The organism is Paraburkholderia sp. GAS82 (genome assembly GCF_050436285.1).
GTDB classification, from domain to species: Bacteria; Pseudomonadota; Gammaproteobacteria; order Burkholderiales; family Burkholderiaceae; genus Paraburkholderia; species Paraburkholderia phenazinium_B.
The window spans coordinates 42,953-56,608 of sequence record NZ_JBNDLX010000019.1; the positions used below are offsets into that span (position 1 = coordinate 42,953).

10 protein-coding genes and 1 pseudogene are annotated in these 13,656 nt (G+C 55.7%); 3 read left to right on the forward strand and 8 right to left on the reverse strand.

All coding sequences use genetic code 11. The features are described 5' to 3' along the window. Positions 1 to 7 precede the first annotated feature (7 nt). From P3T17_RS36990 to P3T17_RS37010, 5 genes are all read right to left on the reverse strand, one after another. Positions 8 to 1,102, reverse strand: coding sequence for a porin (locus P3T17_RS36990; protein ID WP_074296365.1), 1,095 nt, complete (start codon positions 1,100 to 1,102; stop codon positions 8 to 10). Positions 1,103 to 1,235: 133 nt separating this feature from the next. After that, positions 1,236 to 2,210 (reverse strand): ABC transporter permease, encoded by a 975-nt coding sequence (locus tag P3T17_RS36995; RefSeq protein ID WP_074267548.1) that lies wholly within the window; start codon positions 2,208 to 2,210, stop codon positions 1,236 to 1,238. Positions 2,211 to 2,214: 4 nt separating this feature from the next. Continuing rightward, the gene (locus P3T17_RS37000; protein WP_074267549.1) at positions 2,215 to 3,144 is read right to left on the reverse strand and encodes an ABC transporter permease; all 930 of its coding nucleotides are present in this window, start codon (positions 3,142 to 3,144) and stop codon (positions 2,215 to 2,217) included. Continuing rightward, positions 3,141 to 4,703 (reverse strand): sugar ABC transporter ATP-binding protein, encoded by a 1,563-nt coding sequence (locus P3T17_RS37005; protein ID WP_074267550.1) that lies wholly within the window; start codon positions 4,701 to 4,703, stop codon positions 3,141 to 3,143. Before P3T17_RS37005 ends, P3T17_RS37000 begins: the two co-directional genes overlap by 4 nt. A 60-nt stretch (positions 4,704 to 4,763) precedes the next feature. Next, on the reverse strand, positions 4,764 to 5,840 hold the full coding sequence (locus tag P3T17_RS37010; protein WP_083611630.1) for an ABC transporter substrate-binding protein: 1,077 nt from the start codon (positions 5,838 to 5,840) through the stop codon (positions 4,764 to 4,766). Between the two features lie 1,133 nt (positions 5,841 to 6,973). Here P3T17_RS37010 and P3T17_RS37015 point away from each other — a divergent pair. Continuing rightward, the gene (locus P3T17_RS37015) at positions 6,974 to 7,222 is read left to right on the forward strand and encodes a hypothetical protein (protein ID WP_074267552.1); all 249 of its coding nucleotides are present in this window, start codon (positions 6,974 to 6,976) and stop codon (positions 7,220 to 7,222) included. A gap of 1,267 nt (positions 7,223 to 8,489) precedes the next feature. Here the strand turns inward: P3T17_RS37015 and P3T17_RS37020 are convergent. After that, positions 8,490 to 9,464 carry a quinone oxidoreductase family protein gene (locus P3T17_RS37020; RefSeq protein ID WP_074267554.1) on the reverse strand — a complete coding sequence of 325 codons (975 nt, stop codon included), beginning with the start codon at positions 9,462 to 9,464 and terminating at the stop codon, positions 8,490 to 8,492. Positions 9,465 to 9,751: 287 nt separating this feature from the next. Further along, a pseudogene (locus P3T17_RS37025) lies at positions 9,752 to 10,570 on the reverse strand (EAL domain-containing protein); the annotation flags it as partial. A gap of 1,016 nt (positions 10,571 to 11,586) precedes the next feature. On the opposite strand from P3T17_RS37025, the gene P3T17_RS37030 reads away from it, so the two are divergent. After that, complete coding sequence (locus P3T17_RS37030) at positions 11,587 to 11,817, forward strand: hypothetical protein (protein WP_143787664.1); 231 nt, start codon at positions 11,587 to 11,589, stop codon at positions 11,815 to 11,817. Between the two features lie 249 nt (positions 11,818 to 12,066). On the opposite strand, the gene P3T17_RS37035 is transcribed toward P3T17_RS37030, so the two are convergent. Next, positions 12,067 to 12,729: a FadR/GntR family transcriptional regulator gene (locus tag P3T17_RS37035; protein WP_074267555.1), complete on the reverse strand. Its 663-nt coding sequence runs from the start codon at positions 12,727 to 12,729 to the stop codon at positions 12,067 to 12,069. Between the two features lie 694 nt (positions 12,730 to 13,423). On the opposite strand from P3T17_RS37035, the gene P3T17_RS37040 reads away from it, so the two are divergent. Further along, positions 13,424 to 13,656: alpha/beta fold hydrolase (locus tag P3T17_RS37040; protein ID WP_429289447.1), on the forward strand; the 233-nt coding region annotated here is incomplete at its 3' end.

The window sequence follows — 13,656 nt, forward strand, 5'->3', positions numbered from 1 at the left end:
GCCACCTTCAAAATGAGTGTGTGATGCCGACGCGAGTGACAACCTGGTTTTGCGTGCTGGATGGGTTGAAGGACGTTATCTGCGCGTATTGGGCGGCCCCAGCGGCGTGTTGGTAGATTCCCATTACGTAGACGGACGTGCGCTTCGAGAGACTGTATTGCGCAATCAGGTTAACCTGGTGGTACTTCGGCGACGTGTCGGTTGCATGCTCGAGGCCGGTCGTGAATGTATATCCAGCCCCGATGATCAACGCGGAGTTGACCGAGTAGATACCCGATACCTCATAGTTTTGGAAGTGCAGGTCATGTCCTCCAGGGCCCGCGGCAAAATCGACGTTCGAATAGTCGGCCCCGACCTTGAGCGAACCAAGCACGTAGGCGGCGCCGGCCGACAGAGCACCCTGATAACGCGCGTTCGCGAGTGCGTCGCCGTAGATCGTGTTGACGTAGCCGCCGCCGCTGCCATAGCCGGCGACCGCCGTGATCGGATCGTTGATGCGAAGGTAGCTGACGCCCGCACTGAACGTGCCATGCGAGTAACCCGCGGCCGCACTGTACGAAGAGTTATTGGAGAACTGGCCGGCAACACCCCCGAACGAGTAGTGACCCTCGAACGTAAAACCCACGAGATTGGGGCTCACATACTTGACCGAGTTGTTGATTGGGAATCCGTTGTCTAGATTGTCCATATCGTTCGGGTGTGCGAAGTACCAGCCGCCATACTGGCCGTTCAGCGTGAACGGCTCGACGATGTCGACGGATGCATCCCATTGCTTGCCAAACGTTAGCTGACCGTATTGATTGGACTTGATGCCGACATAAGCATTACGGGAAAACGCCAGACCACCGCCCAAACCTCCCGTCGCCGCGTCAAAGCCGCTTTCGAGCCGAAAGATCGCCTGATTGCCACCACCAAGGTCTTCCGTGCCGAGAAGGCCCCACCGGCTACCGAGGGGAACGCCGCTTTGCATCTGCGTGAGCTTGCCACCGCTGCCGGGCACAACGTTCCCGTTTGAGCCGCTGACAACGTTGTTCGCGTAATCGATGCCGACGTCGATTACGCCGTAGAGCGTGACGGTGCTTTGGGCATGAGCGCCTGCCATTGCGAGCGCCAGCGGCAGTGCCGCAAGAGTGTTTCTTTTCACTACTGTCTCCTTGTAATGAGGCCGCGAGCGGCGGCCAGGTCTTCTTCGTGTCGAACTTCATGCGCTATGTCGCTTTGCGCAAGGCGACGTATCACCGGCTTCGAAATGTGAAGACAAGTGCGGCTAGCGCAATAATTGCTCCTTGGACCATGGCTTGACCGGCGGCGCCGAGTCCAAAACCGATTAACAGGCTAAAAAGGTAGGTAAGCATGAATGCGCCGACAGCCGGCCCCAGCATGCGTCCCTTACCGCTGCCGAAACTCACGCCACCGAGAATGACTGCCGCCAGCGAGTTAAGTACCAGGTCCTGACCGATGTTCGTGTTGCCCACCGAGACTGAGCCAACGAGCAAAAGAGCGGCCAATGCGGTTGTCAGTCCAGAGAAGATATGGGTAATCGACATGACGCGAAGGCTTGGTATGCCGGACACGGTTGCGGCGGTCGGGTTGGATCCAACCGCGTCTAGATAGCGACCGAACACGCACGTGCGCAAGCTAAGGGCGAATGGGATGAGCACTGCGACCCACACAATCGCCGCGATCGGAAGCGACCCGATGCGACCCGAACCCACGATCCGCAGAAGGTCGGGTGTTTCGCCGGGTTGATGGTATTGGCTCGCTGCAACGACGGAGCCTGTTAGGACGATGGCCATCGCGAGCGTGACGACTACCGCCGACGCCCGGAGGCGAGTGATGATCAGGCCGTTGATGGTTCCGATGAGTGCCCCCGCAAGCAGCGCCAGGAAGACCAGAGCGGGAACCGGCAGCGGGATTGCCCCGCTGGTGACTATCCAGATGACGACTACGACGACCCCACTGATTGAAAGGTCGATGGAACGACTCCGGACCACCAGAGACTGTCCTATGGTGACTACACCCAGGATCGCACCCTGCTTCAGGATTGCAAGAAGCAGCAACGGGGAGAGCAGGGCCGGGCGCGTTGCCCAGGCCACTAGCAGCAGAATTCCGAGGCCATACCAGGATGGCGGTTGATTAGAGAGAAAGCCATAGAGTCTGCGAGCGGCGCGTTGGCTATCGGGAGTTTGTTGGACTGTGATTGCTGGCATGGTATTAAAACCCTATGATCGTTCGACGCTGAAAGCTGATAGCAATGAGCAATAGCACCCCAGTAGCGGCAGATTGCAGGAACGCGTCGATACCAACAAGGTTCATTCCATTGCGCATCAGGCCCAAGGTGAGAACGCCGCAAAATGCTCCCACGGCACTGCCGATTCCGCCGGAGAATTGGACTCCGCCAAGCGCGACGGCTGTAATCGTTGCGAGTGCGAACTGCGCTCCTATGACGGGGTCGCCAGCGCCGATTCGACCTGTAAGTACAACACCAGCACAAGCGGCAAACAGACCTCCGGCAGCGTACGCTGCAACGATGATCTGACGGTCCGTTACGCCGTTAAGCGATGCGTTGCGCGGGTGTGCGCCGACCGCATAAAGGCGTAGACCAAAACGCGTACGGGCGAGAAGCCACCCTACGACGATCACGCAGCCTAGTAGCAGCAATATGCTGACCGGCAGGCCGGCGATAGTCGAGTTGATGAAGGCCGGTAAGAACGGAGGAGCAAGCCCTCCGGCCGTTGGGAGCCAGTACAACGCCAGTCCCTGGACGAACGTCATGGAGCTGAGCGTGGCGATAATCGGATGCATACGGGCCACGGACACCGCGAGACCGTTGGCGATACCGATGACACAACCCAATAAAAGAGCGAGTGCGATACCCGCGGTTGACCCGACAGAAGCGGAGGCGACGCAGGTAGTCAGACTGATTACTGAACCAACGGACAGGTCGATTCCGCCCACCAGGGCGACCAGCAACTGGCCCAATGTAGCAATTGCAAGCGGTGCGATCTGGGCCGAGAGATTAGAAAGATTGCCGCGATTCAGGAAATCGGTGGCGGCAAAGGAAAGCCCAACGATAAGCGCGATCGGCATCGACACGACGTAGGGTTTAAGGCCGGAGCGGGAGTTGGGACCGAATGGGTTCATTGCGTCTTCTCCGTTGATTGTCGCTGTGAGACGCCGAGCGCGTGCGACATGACAGTTTCTTCTGATGCTTGAGTGCCATCAATTTCAGCGACAATAGTGCCTGCCCGCACGACAAGAATACGGTCACACAGCCCGATGAGTTCTGTCAGTTCGCTGGAGCCGACGAGTACCGCTCCACCCTCGTCGGCAAATCCGCGTAGTAGCCGATAGATATCTGCCTTGGCGCCTACGTCTACGCCGCGGGTTGGCTCCTCGATGAGCAGGATGTCGATGTCAGCGATTAGCGCTCGTGCCAGTAGAACCTTTTGCTGATTCCCGCCAGAAAGGGTTGTGACAGACTGCTTTGGATGCTTTACCTTGAGACCGATCCGCGCAATGACGTCTTCTACAAGCGAAGATTGGGCTGAAGCGTGGCCGTATAGCGCACTATCCCGATAGGTGCCTATAACGACGTTTTCCGCAACCGAGAGATCCAGGTACAGGCCTTCCGCTTTGCGGTCGCCGGGTACGAAGGCTATCCCGTGGGCGAGGCGCCGCGCCACGCCGGCACTCGGGTCGACTGGATGGGCTTTGCCGACGCTATTGAATTTTTCAATCGTCGCATGCGGTGTTTGCATGAGACCTGCTGCGGCCCGGATGATTTCCCGCTGCCCTTGTCCCTCCAGTCCAACGAGTCCGACAATCTCTCGTCGGTTCAGATTCAAATTCACGGCGCTGCGTCCAGGACCGGAATTCAGGCGTTCACATCGCAACGCACTGGATAGCTGGCCAGACGACCTGTGCGGGAAGAGGTCCTCGATAGGGCGACCGACCATCAGCGTGACGAGTGTGTGTTCATCCAGTTCGCTGCAAGGAGTCGTAAGAACATGCTGCCCATCCTTCAGCACGGTGACGGTGTCGCACAATCGAAAGATTTCATCGAGTCGGTGGCTAATATAGAAGATGGATTTGCCTCTTGCCTGCAGGTCCTTGATGAGTGTCTCAAGCTTTTTCACCTCGGGACCATTTAGTGCTGCCGTAGGTTCATCAAAAATGAATACCGACGCATCTGTCGTGATGCCCTTGGCGATCTCCACGAGTTGCTGTTCGCTCACGGAAAGGCTGCCTGCGAGCGTCCCAGGATCGATGTCTACGCCGAGGGAGTTCAATGTACGACTCGCACGTTCATGCATTTGCTTCCTGTTGATCCATCCGCGCCTGCCAGACTCGCGTCCGATGAAAATGTTTTCGGCGATAGTCAGATTGGGCAGCAGAGTGAATTCCTGGAATATCGTGGAAATGCCATGCTCTCGGGCACTGCGTGGATTGCGCAGCGTTATGGTTTTGCCATGCATGCGCAATTCGCCGGCGCTCGGCCGATACACACCAGCGAGAATCTTCATGAAGGTCGACTTGCCAGCACCATTTTCGCCAGTCACGGCATGAACGGAGCCAGCGTGGCCGGCTATTGAAACACGAGAAACCGCGCGCGTATTTCCAAAATTCATGGAAATGTCGATGCCTTCGATAAGCGGTGGCCACGCCTTCCGATGCGGGGCTTTTTCAGCTTGATACAGCATGTTTGACTCCGTGTGTCAGGGACAGAATGCACATGGGAGGGACGCCTGCCGGGTTGGAGACTATTTGTTTTGATAGAGGTGCTTAAGCGTTGCATCCGGAAGCAACGAACCCACCCAGTAGGAGTCGTTCAGGTCGGGACGGTAATACTTGGTCAGGTTCTCGCGTGTGATGACTTCTCCCCCGTCGCTCCAGTAGCTTCGATACATCTGGTCACCTTCAAGGAGCAACAATGCCGCTCGAAGTGCGACCGGTCCCAGGGACGGAGGGTAGATATATGCTACAAACGGTCCCCCCGACTTCTGGGCGGCTCTGAGAAAGCCATTGTTGCCCTCACCCGTCACAGGAACTGGAGCTTTTCCGACTTCCTGGAAAACCTCCAGGCATCCTCGCGACATCTCACCTCCGGAGGCCCAGATGCCGTCGACCGGCTTTCCTGAAAGAAGCAGGCTTTCACATGCCTGTTTGCCCTTGGCATAGTTCCAGTCGGCATAGACTTCGGCAGAGACCGGCAACCTGGTTACTTTCAACGACTGAGCGAGTCCCGCGTAGCGGTCAGTGTCTTCTGTGTTTCCGGCGATGCCACGAAACGCCCAAATGCTACCTTTGCCACCCAGTTGCTTTGCAAGCCAGTCGGCCATGATCTTTCCTTCAGGAGCCCCGCCGGATAACACGGCGACCGCGACCTGGTCTGAACTGGCGGTGGCCGTGAAGGTAACAACTGGAATCCCTTTCGCGGCCGCTTTGGCGATCTGCGCATTAATGGCGGTCGAGGAAACCGGCGATACTACGATGGCGTCGACGCCCTTCGTTATCTGATCTTCGAGGTCTGCAGCCTGTCTGGCGGCATTCGAATCACTCGATATCACCGTGAGTTTCCCGATTTCGGGATGCAACGTTGCCTCGTGGCGCACCTCCTCGGTTTCCTGGATTAACCATGTCGTAAAAAGACCAGGCATAGCCAAAACGACGTTGTAGGGAGGGCTTTTCTTGAATGCGCCAGCCTTGGTCAGTTGTGCGGAGGTCGGCTTGTATTGTGGATCCTTGAGATCGCCGACCTGCGCGGACGATGGCTGTGCAGCCGTTGCCGTCGAAATTAGTATAACTAATGAAATAAGAGGTGTTTTGAGAGAAATCACGATCTTGTCTCCTTGTTTGAAATTTAATCGTCAGCTATAGCAGCGTTGCGGGATGCTCGTCACGCATCAAGATGGACTCCATACATCAGCACTTCGCATTACGAGTGCGTACGTGGACATCGGGAGAATCTGGTGTCCGGCGGTCGTAGCGTGGCTTGGATCTCCATGCTGTCAGCGTCCTCTCAACCTTAAGCAAACCCAGCGAAAAGCGAAAATCGGCTGGTTGCGTTCACGCATCCCGGTCTGATGGTTTCGAGTTGTATTGCGTTCTCTTGTGGGGTGAGCATGACGTCGACTCCTGGTTTCATCTATTGGAGGAAGGAACAGACCTCTCGTGTTCTAGATCATTCGGACAACGCTTGCCGACTGCTCCTGCGCTTCCGGCAACTGCTCATGTGAAGCAAGTGTAAGGATGTGTTCGATTTCAGACTTATCGGATCGTCTTGTGACGTATCGGATCGTCCAGTTCCGTCATGAGGTATTTCCCGGAGTTCCATGTGTTGCAATCGTCCGACGACGCTTGTAATTACGCACTTCCTCGTCGAGAGATCTGGTGGCGTGGCATGCACCAATACCAGGTTATAGAGGGAGGGGCGGCAGATGCGGATAGTGTCTAGGCTTGGAGCATCAACGCGCGCGATTCCCTGGATGAGCGCTGGCGTATGCGTTCCTGAGGGCTTCCGCAAAGGGTGCGGGACAGCCTGGGTCAAAGCATTGTGCCTGCTCGTCAGGATCGGCCCGCAACTATGGCCTCCATTCAGCCTTCGACTGGCACCACGCGAAACGCAGAGGACTTCGGGAAAATCCTGACTACGAAGCTGGATTCATGGATATACGACGGGACGTTCCGATAAGAAATAGGACCAACGTGCATCTACGATTGATTTACAGGATCGGCTGGTGCGAGCTTACTAAACCGACTGCACCGAACAATTTATATTTCGTTTAACGAATGTTTCCACCATGAGAAAACGTTGAGCGGATTGGTGTGAAGGTGGGTAACTGCGAGATGGGGACATTGAAGTTCGAGACCGGTTTCTGTGAAGGGAAGCGTAGGGCATGGCGGTGCGGAAGGAAAGGTCCTGTTGGGATATCCGTGCACGCATCAGATTTTTTCTTGAAAGGAGACATCAATGAAGCGAACGCGTCACCCTCTCATGACTGTCCAACTGGACGGCACAGAACTGCGTGCCGATTATTGCGAGCAGACCGGGCGTCTGCGGATTCTTCAGGGAGAGACTGTAGTTCGGAAGTGGCTTCCGCCCAATTCGTGGATTGCCATCGCATCAGTGGTCGGCTCCCGAAACTGGGGGACACGGCCGGACTGCAACGAACTGCAGACTGTGCTGGAGAGCCAGGCATCGCTGCTGCAGATCGGTTAGGCGCGTTGTGGCGCGCCTGGGTCCGAATTTCCGTTGAAGTGCTGAAAATTAGCTGCGTGGGCTGATAATCCAGTTGCTCGTTTTTAGTTTCGAAAGTGTTCTTGGTTGCGGGCTGGCGAACTGTGAGAGCGCGCAGTTTGGCGTACCTGTATCGATCGCCGCCGGTATCGACGTTACGAAAAACTCATGCTCGGACGCTCGATCTCCTGTGGATAAACGCTCCACATGCCGTCATCGTGAAGGAAGAAATAAATTGTCAACGCGCCTGTCGGCCGTAATGTCTCAACGCACACATATCGGCGCCGATTTGGACGTATGTGACCGAACCGGACTACCCGAGTCAGTGTTGCGGGATTCGCTCCAAGCCATCTAGCGACCAGGGAACGCAAAGAACGGTCCATCGTACTCATTGCTTTCTCCTTCAAGTTCGCATCGCGTAAACGCGATAATCCCATTAAAAGTTAAGGATTGCGAATTGTTTGTCATAAGGAGCGCGGTTATCTTGTCAGAGTTGTAGAGGCTCGTTGCAAATCAGGTTAAATTGCTACGAACTTAAGCGCGTTCGAGTGAGAATATATAAATTTCGTCGCCAAATGTCTGATCGTTGTTAAGATGACTTGGCGAATCCTGAGATTCAACTCTAGGCGTAGACTTGATTTTAGGGTTACCAGATCGTCTCGTCGTTTATCGAGGAATCCAGTTCTGTTATTAGGTATTACCCGGGGACAGAGGTGATTCATCCGGCTGGGATGCATGGTCGTGCGGTGAGAACGAGTGGTCGAGCGGCAAGTCAGGCGTCTCTCCCTGACATTGTGCTCGATGAAAGAAAAATAAATTTCGACACGCGTTGATATCGAGATTGTTGACAGGCGCTATAGACTGCGTGGATCGGTCGGCGTGGTGGGCGCGTCGACCGATCCACGCGACCCGATGTTGTTTTTTTAACGGGTCTTCCCACGGGCGGTGTCAATTGACCGCCCGTTTTTTTCTCACTAATCAAAAGATGCCCCTGTCCCTGGCTCGACAAGGGATGCTAGATGCGCGCTATGCGTGGCAGGCGCGCGGCCAAGGTTGTGTCAGAGGTGAACTAGGGCGTGTTGTGTAGCCTTGGCGAGGGTATGTACGACCAATAGAACGTTATACCGATCGGCATGGCGCGTTCGCTCGAGGGTGCTCGAGGGAACATAAAAATGTTTGATTGAAAGAGACCGTTCAGTGCTGGACGGAACGGTCCGATGATTCCACCTTGGTGTCCCTCTTGGCGCGCTTACGGCAAGAGAACGGTCGAACCGGTGGTGCGGCGGCTTTCAAGTTCGATGTGTGCCTTCGCAACTTCGGACAGCAAGTAGCGCTGGTTGATGCTGGTCTTGACCTTGCCAGACACCAAAACTTCAAACAACTCGGTCGACATCGCCTCGTAGTCACTGCGCTTGGCGATGTGTGTAAACAAGGTCGGCCGGGTAAAGAAGAGCGAGCCGCGTCCGACGAATTCGGAGGAGTCGATCGGTGGCAGCGGACCGGATGCATTGCCGAAGCTCACGAACAGGCCAAGCGGCGCGAGGCAGTCGAGCGAACCCGCAAACGTGTCCTTGCCTATCGAATCATAGACGACGGGCACGCCTGCGCCGTTTGTAATCTCGCGCACGCGCTTGGTGAAGTTCTCGCGCGTGTAGACGATGGCGTGATCGCAACCATGTGCCCTGGCGATTTCCGCCTTTTCGTCCGAGCCAACTGTGCCGATCACCGTCGCGCCCAGCGCCTTGGCCCATTGAGACACCAACAGGCCAACGCCGCCTGCAGCTGCCTGGATCAGGATCGTGTCACCCGCCTTGACAGGGTAAGTGCGTCGCAACAGGTATTGCGCGGTGAGCCCTTGCAGCATCACTGAAGCGGCCTGCTCATAGCTCAGTGCATCCGGCAGCTTGACGACCTGAACGGCCGGCAGCACCCGTTCTTGAGCATAAGCGCCTGGAGGGCGCGCCACATACGCAACCCGGTCGCCAATCTTCAGACCTGTCACGCCGGCGCCCACCGCCGTGATCTCACCCGCCGCTTCCATGCCGAGGCCGCCCGGCAGCGGCAACGGGTACGAACCGGTGCGGACGTACACGTCGATGTAATTGAGACCGACCGCATGCTGCTTGATGCGGATCTCGCAGTTACCCGGCTCGCCTACCTCGACATCGACCCACTTCATCACCTCGGGGCCGCCTGTCTTATCGAAACGAACTGCTTTGACCATGGTGTTTCCTATATCGACCAGAGTTAGACGGTGCCACGTTCAGCCCAGAAATGGCTCAGGCAAGAGACGCGAACACGAAACGGCTGTCATCCAGCTCGTCATATCGGAGACCGGAGCGACATCGTTTTGTTTATTCTCTCGCTAATTGCGAGCGACATAGCATCATGTCAGTAATGCCAAAATGGCATGAACCGGCTTTGCCGAAAGATTTTGCTGGATTGGATCGGCTTGACAAACCGTCTGTTGCGTAGGGCCTGAGATTGTGCGGCTCACCACGGGATTCGACATGAGCGTGATCTATCACAAGAAACCGCGATGTGGCCCGCGCGAATCGCCAGGCGGACCTCGTCCGCCACCATGCGAGCCGGTTGCGCGGTGGGTCGACCGAAGAAATAGCCTTGGCCGCAAGCAATCCCCAAGTCGCGCACGACGATCAGGTCCGCTTCGTTTTCGATTCCCTCTGCAACCAATTTGGCGCCGCTCGCGTGTGCGAAGTGCTGTATGGCACGAACAGCTTCGAGCTTAAGAAGATTGCTCGCGATGTTATGGATGAAGAACCGGTCGATTTTCACAATGTCCGGTTGCAATTGCACCCACAGATTCATGCTGGCGTTGGCGGTACCATAGTCATCAAGTGCGAATTGCGCACCAGCGGTACGCAAAGTCGTAAGCACCTGCAACAAGCTGTCGATGTCACGAATCGTGCTTTGTTCGGTCAACTCGATCACGATTCGCTCAGGGCTGATGCCTGACTCGCGCAGCAATGTGAGCACGTCGTCACTGGCCTCAGCGAATCGACGTATCGTATCCGCGCTGAAGTTGAGGAAGAGCTTGCCCGCACACGCGAGCTTAGCGAAGGTCTCAATGCAGGTACGTGCGGCAGCCTGCTCGAGTTCAATCACGCAACCTTCGGTGCTAGCCTGTGCGAAAAGGTCGTACGGGCTCTCGAGCGGGGAACCCGCTGGCCCCCGAATCAGCCCCTCGTAACCGAGAATCGCCCCGTCGTCGAAATTCATGATGGGTTGGAACACGGCAGACAACTGACCCCGATCGATAAGGTCCACGATACTGATCGCGTCGAATCCTGGGGATGGGCGAAGTGACATGGTAGTTGTCCGAAGCGGAGGGGTGTGGGTTGGTCGGAAGTTCTTCGAAAAGATTTAAATGAAATATTCGTGATACACGCGTGCCTGAGAGAACTCCGGATCAAGTAGTGGACCTGCGCAAGATACCTAAATTGCGATTTCCATGTAACGACTCTCCAATAGATGAGCTAGGCAACACGTGCTCCGCGAATCGTACTGGAGGTGCCGGAAAAATTTAACACGTATTTCATCATGGGCAGTCATTTTCCGGATTAGAACTACCTCGATGGCATACCTAAAATGACAGCCCTGCATGGCGATCGCGAACGGATAGGTCCTTGCCGGTGGATCATGTTATCAGCCGGTCCCAGATTTTTCACCAACGTCGATTTTCTGTATCGTCTCATCCGGCGGCAAAGGGTTTTGGTTTCCTGTCCGAGAAAATTCCGGCTCGCGTCGTTCTATCTGTCCCGCAAGGTCGTTGATATTTGTCGTAGTCGCCATCGCGCTGGATTCGGATGTGATTTTTTTAAATGGTTAGCAAACCGAAGGAAATGTGAGTGTTTTTAATACGTCCGCAGTCATAGCTTGATCTACGGGAGCTGTATTTCGCAAAAGATAATTGCTAGTGAGACAACCCGAGGGGCGAAGCGCCGCGACCTTAAGAGCAGCAAGAATACGGAGTTGGATTTCCAGATATGCGACGGGACGCTCCGATAAGCCCGGAGCCATACATTCACCTAGAATCAATGCACAGGATTTTCGGACGGTCGTTGCCGGACGGCGTTGAGAGAAGCGATGTCGGAAATTGATCGGATTGCAGATTAAACGCAGCAACGATCGGAAGGTGCGGTCTAGTTAATCGGTGCAGTTGGTCTTGGCGTCGTCCGTCGACCATGAGCCGCTGCATGTGAAGATCCGACAGATGACTCTGTAGATTGATTTTTTGTCGGGTTCGTCAGGCAAGCAGCGGCTTTGCTTATCGGGAGCGAGCGATTGGCCGTGCATATCGGAAGCATTGATAGGAGTAGAAAGCAATGAAACTCAACAACAAAGCTGGGTCGAAGGTTGAAAACCTCGGTGCCGACCGGCGAGATCCAAATGCGGATCCAGAAACACTGGAAGGTGCGAGTAGTGAAGCTGCAGCTCAGTCACCCAGGTCGACGCAAAATTGGGCATGGCTTGCGGACAGTAGTCGTTATGATTGGATGGATTCGCATACCCCATCATTCGACCCCGAAAGTTGGAACGACACGTCTTTCGATTAGCAATGACCGGTTACAAGGCAGCCCCATTTCCGCGAGGCAGAGGCCAGTGTCCGCCGCGGGCATCAGATGCACCTTCCGACCGCCTCCGGAGCGGTACAGTGCCGACACCGCACGAAGCAATCATGCCGGAGCGAATGAGAAACGTCTTATGTAGTCCCGCATCTGGAAATACGGACGCTGCCGCGGGTATCAAAGAAAATGGTCGGGTGCACAGGCCCCGACCTGATTGCGTGGATTTGCTACGCGAGTCTAGTCGCGATTGGCAATGTATTTGCCAATCTGCTCGATATGGGTTTCCATTGCACGACGAGCTGCTGCAGCATCTCGTCGAAGAATACTGCTCACGATTGCGCGATGCGCAGCAACTGTGACCTCAAATCGTTCGGGCGTAACTGCGAAGTACTTGACCTGGCTCCAGGACGGTGACTGCCTGACCTGATGCAAAGCCTTGAACGTGAAAGCAATGAAGCTGTTGTGAGTTGCCTTCGCGATCGCCATGTGCAGGTTCGCATCCCAAAAGTCGACCGATTTGACATCTTTAGCGTTCTCGCACTCAAGCATGCATTTCTCGATCGATGCGAGATCGGCCGCTGTTGCGTGAAGCGCCGCATGCTCTGCTACACCAGGTTCAAGTAGAAGGCGAGCCAGGTTCAGGTCGGCCGGACTGATGTCGGCAAGATCCTCTTGCTCGAAGCTGGGTGGCAAACTGCCGGCAACAAAGGTTCCCCGTCCCACACTGCGGACGATCATCCCTTCGCGCTCAATGTTGGCAAGCGCCTTTCGAACGCCGCTTCGAGGGATTCTGTACTCGACAGCGAGTTCTCGCTCTGTAGGCAAGCGCCCCTCCGGAAGAAAGGCACCGTCCGCAATGCGCTGCGACAATGCAGCCGCGACAGCTTCAAAGTCTTCCATATCAGACCTTCACCATAGTTGTCATTCCTCTCGCGTTTTGTTCGATTATAAGGCACTTAGCCCGTCGTAAACCAATTTTTCAACCGGTTTGCGGAAAGGTTCACTCGTGTTGGTAGAGCCTAGCACGCGCAATAGGGGCGTGGGATTGGTCGGGCATCTGGATTGCATGCATGGGCGCTGAAAAATGGACTTTCTGATAACGGAGCGCCGACGGGTCATCGGGCATCTGAAATGTTAGGGACTCCCGCAGAAATTCAGACACTGAGCTAGATTGCCGGATACGCGACTGGACAATCCGATAAGCGTCCGATTGGACACCCTCCTAGAATTTGTTCACGGGATTCACGGTGCCTGGATGTTTAACGACGGTTCAGGCACCTTGGGACAGTTCCCTCCTCGAAAAGATAAAACCAGGAGACGGTGTCATGCTCATCGCACACGAGAGCCCAACGCAATGTCGATCGTCAGTCAGGATATGAGCGAGCACGGCCGTTCGACGACCGTCGCGACAGGCTGCACCTGCCCGAGAGACCGACAGGCGATGTCGGGTGACGTGCCCGTCACTACGTTTTCGACGCTGTTGCAAAGACAGGTCATTGCGACTTCGCCGGAACAGCGAAGTCACACTTCATAAAAAGCGGCGCCCTGACGCACCGATCACCTTCGATTCACAAAACCTATTCAGGAATGACATATGAAACTCAAATACGATGACGTAGGAGCAGGTACGCCGGTCGTGCTCGTGCACGGACTCGGCGGCACGGGTAACGTTTTCGGAGCCCAGGTTGCGGCACTCTCGCCCAGCTTCCGGGTTGTGGTTCCGGACGTCCGCGGCTGCGGCCGCAGCGACAAGGCACCGATTTCCATCGATGCGCTGGTCGCCGATGTCGTGGAGCTGATCGACGGTGCGGGTTTTGAAAGTGTCCA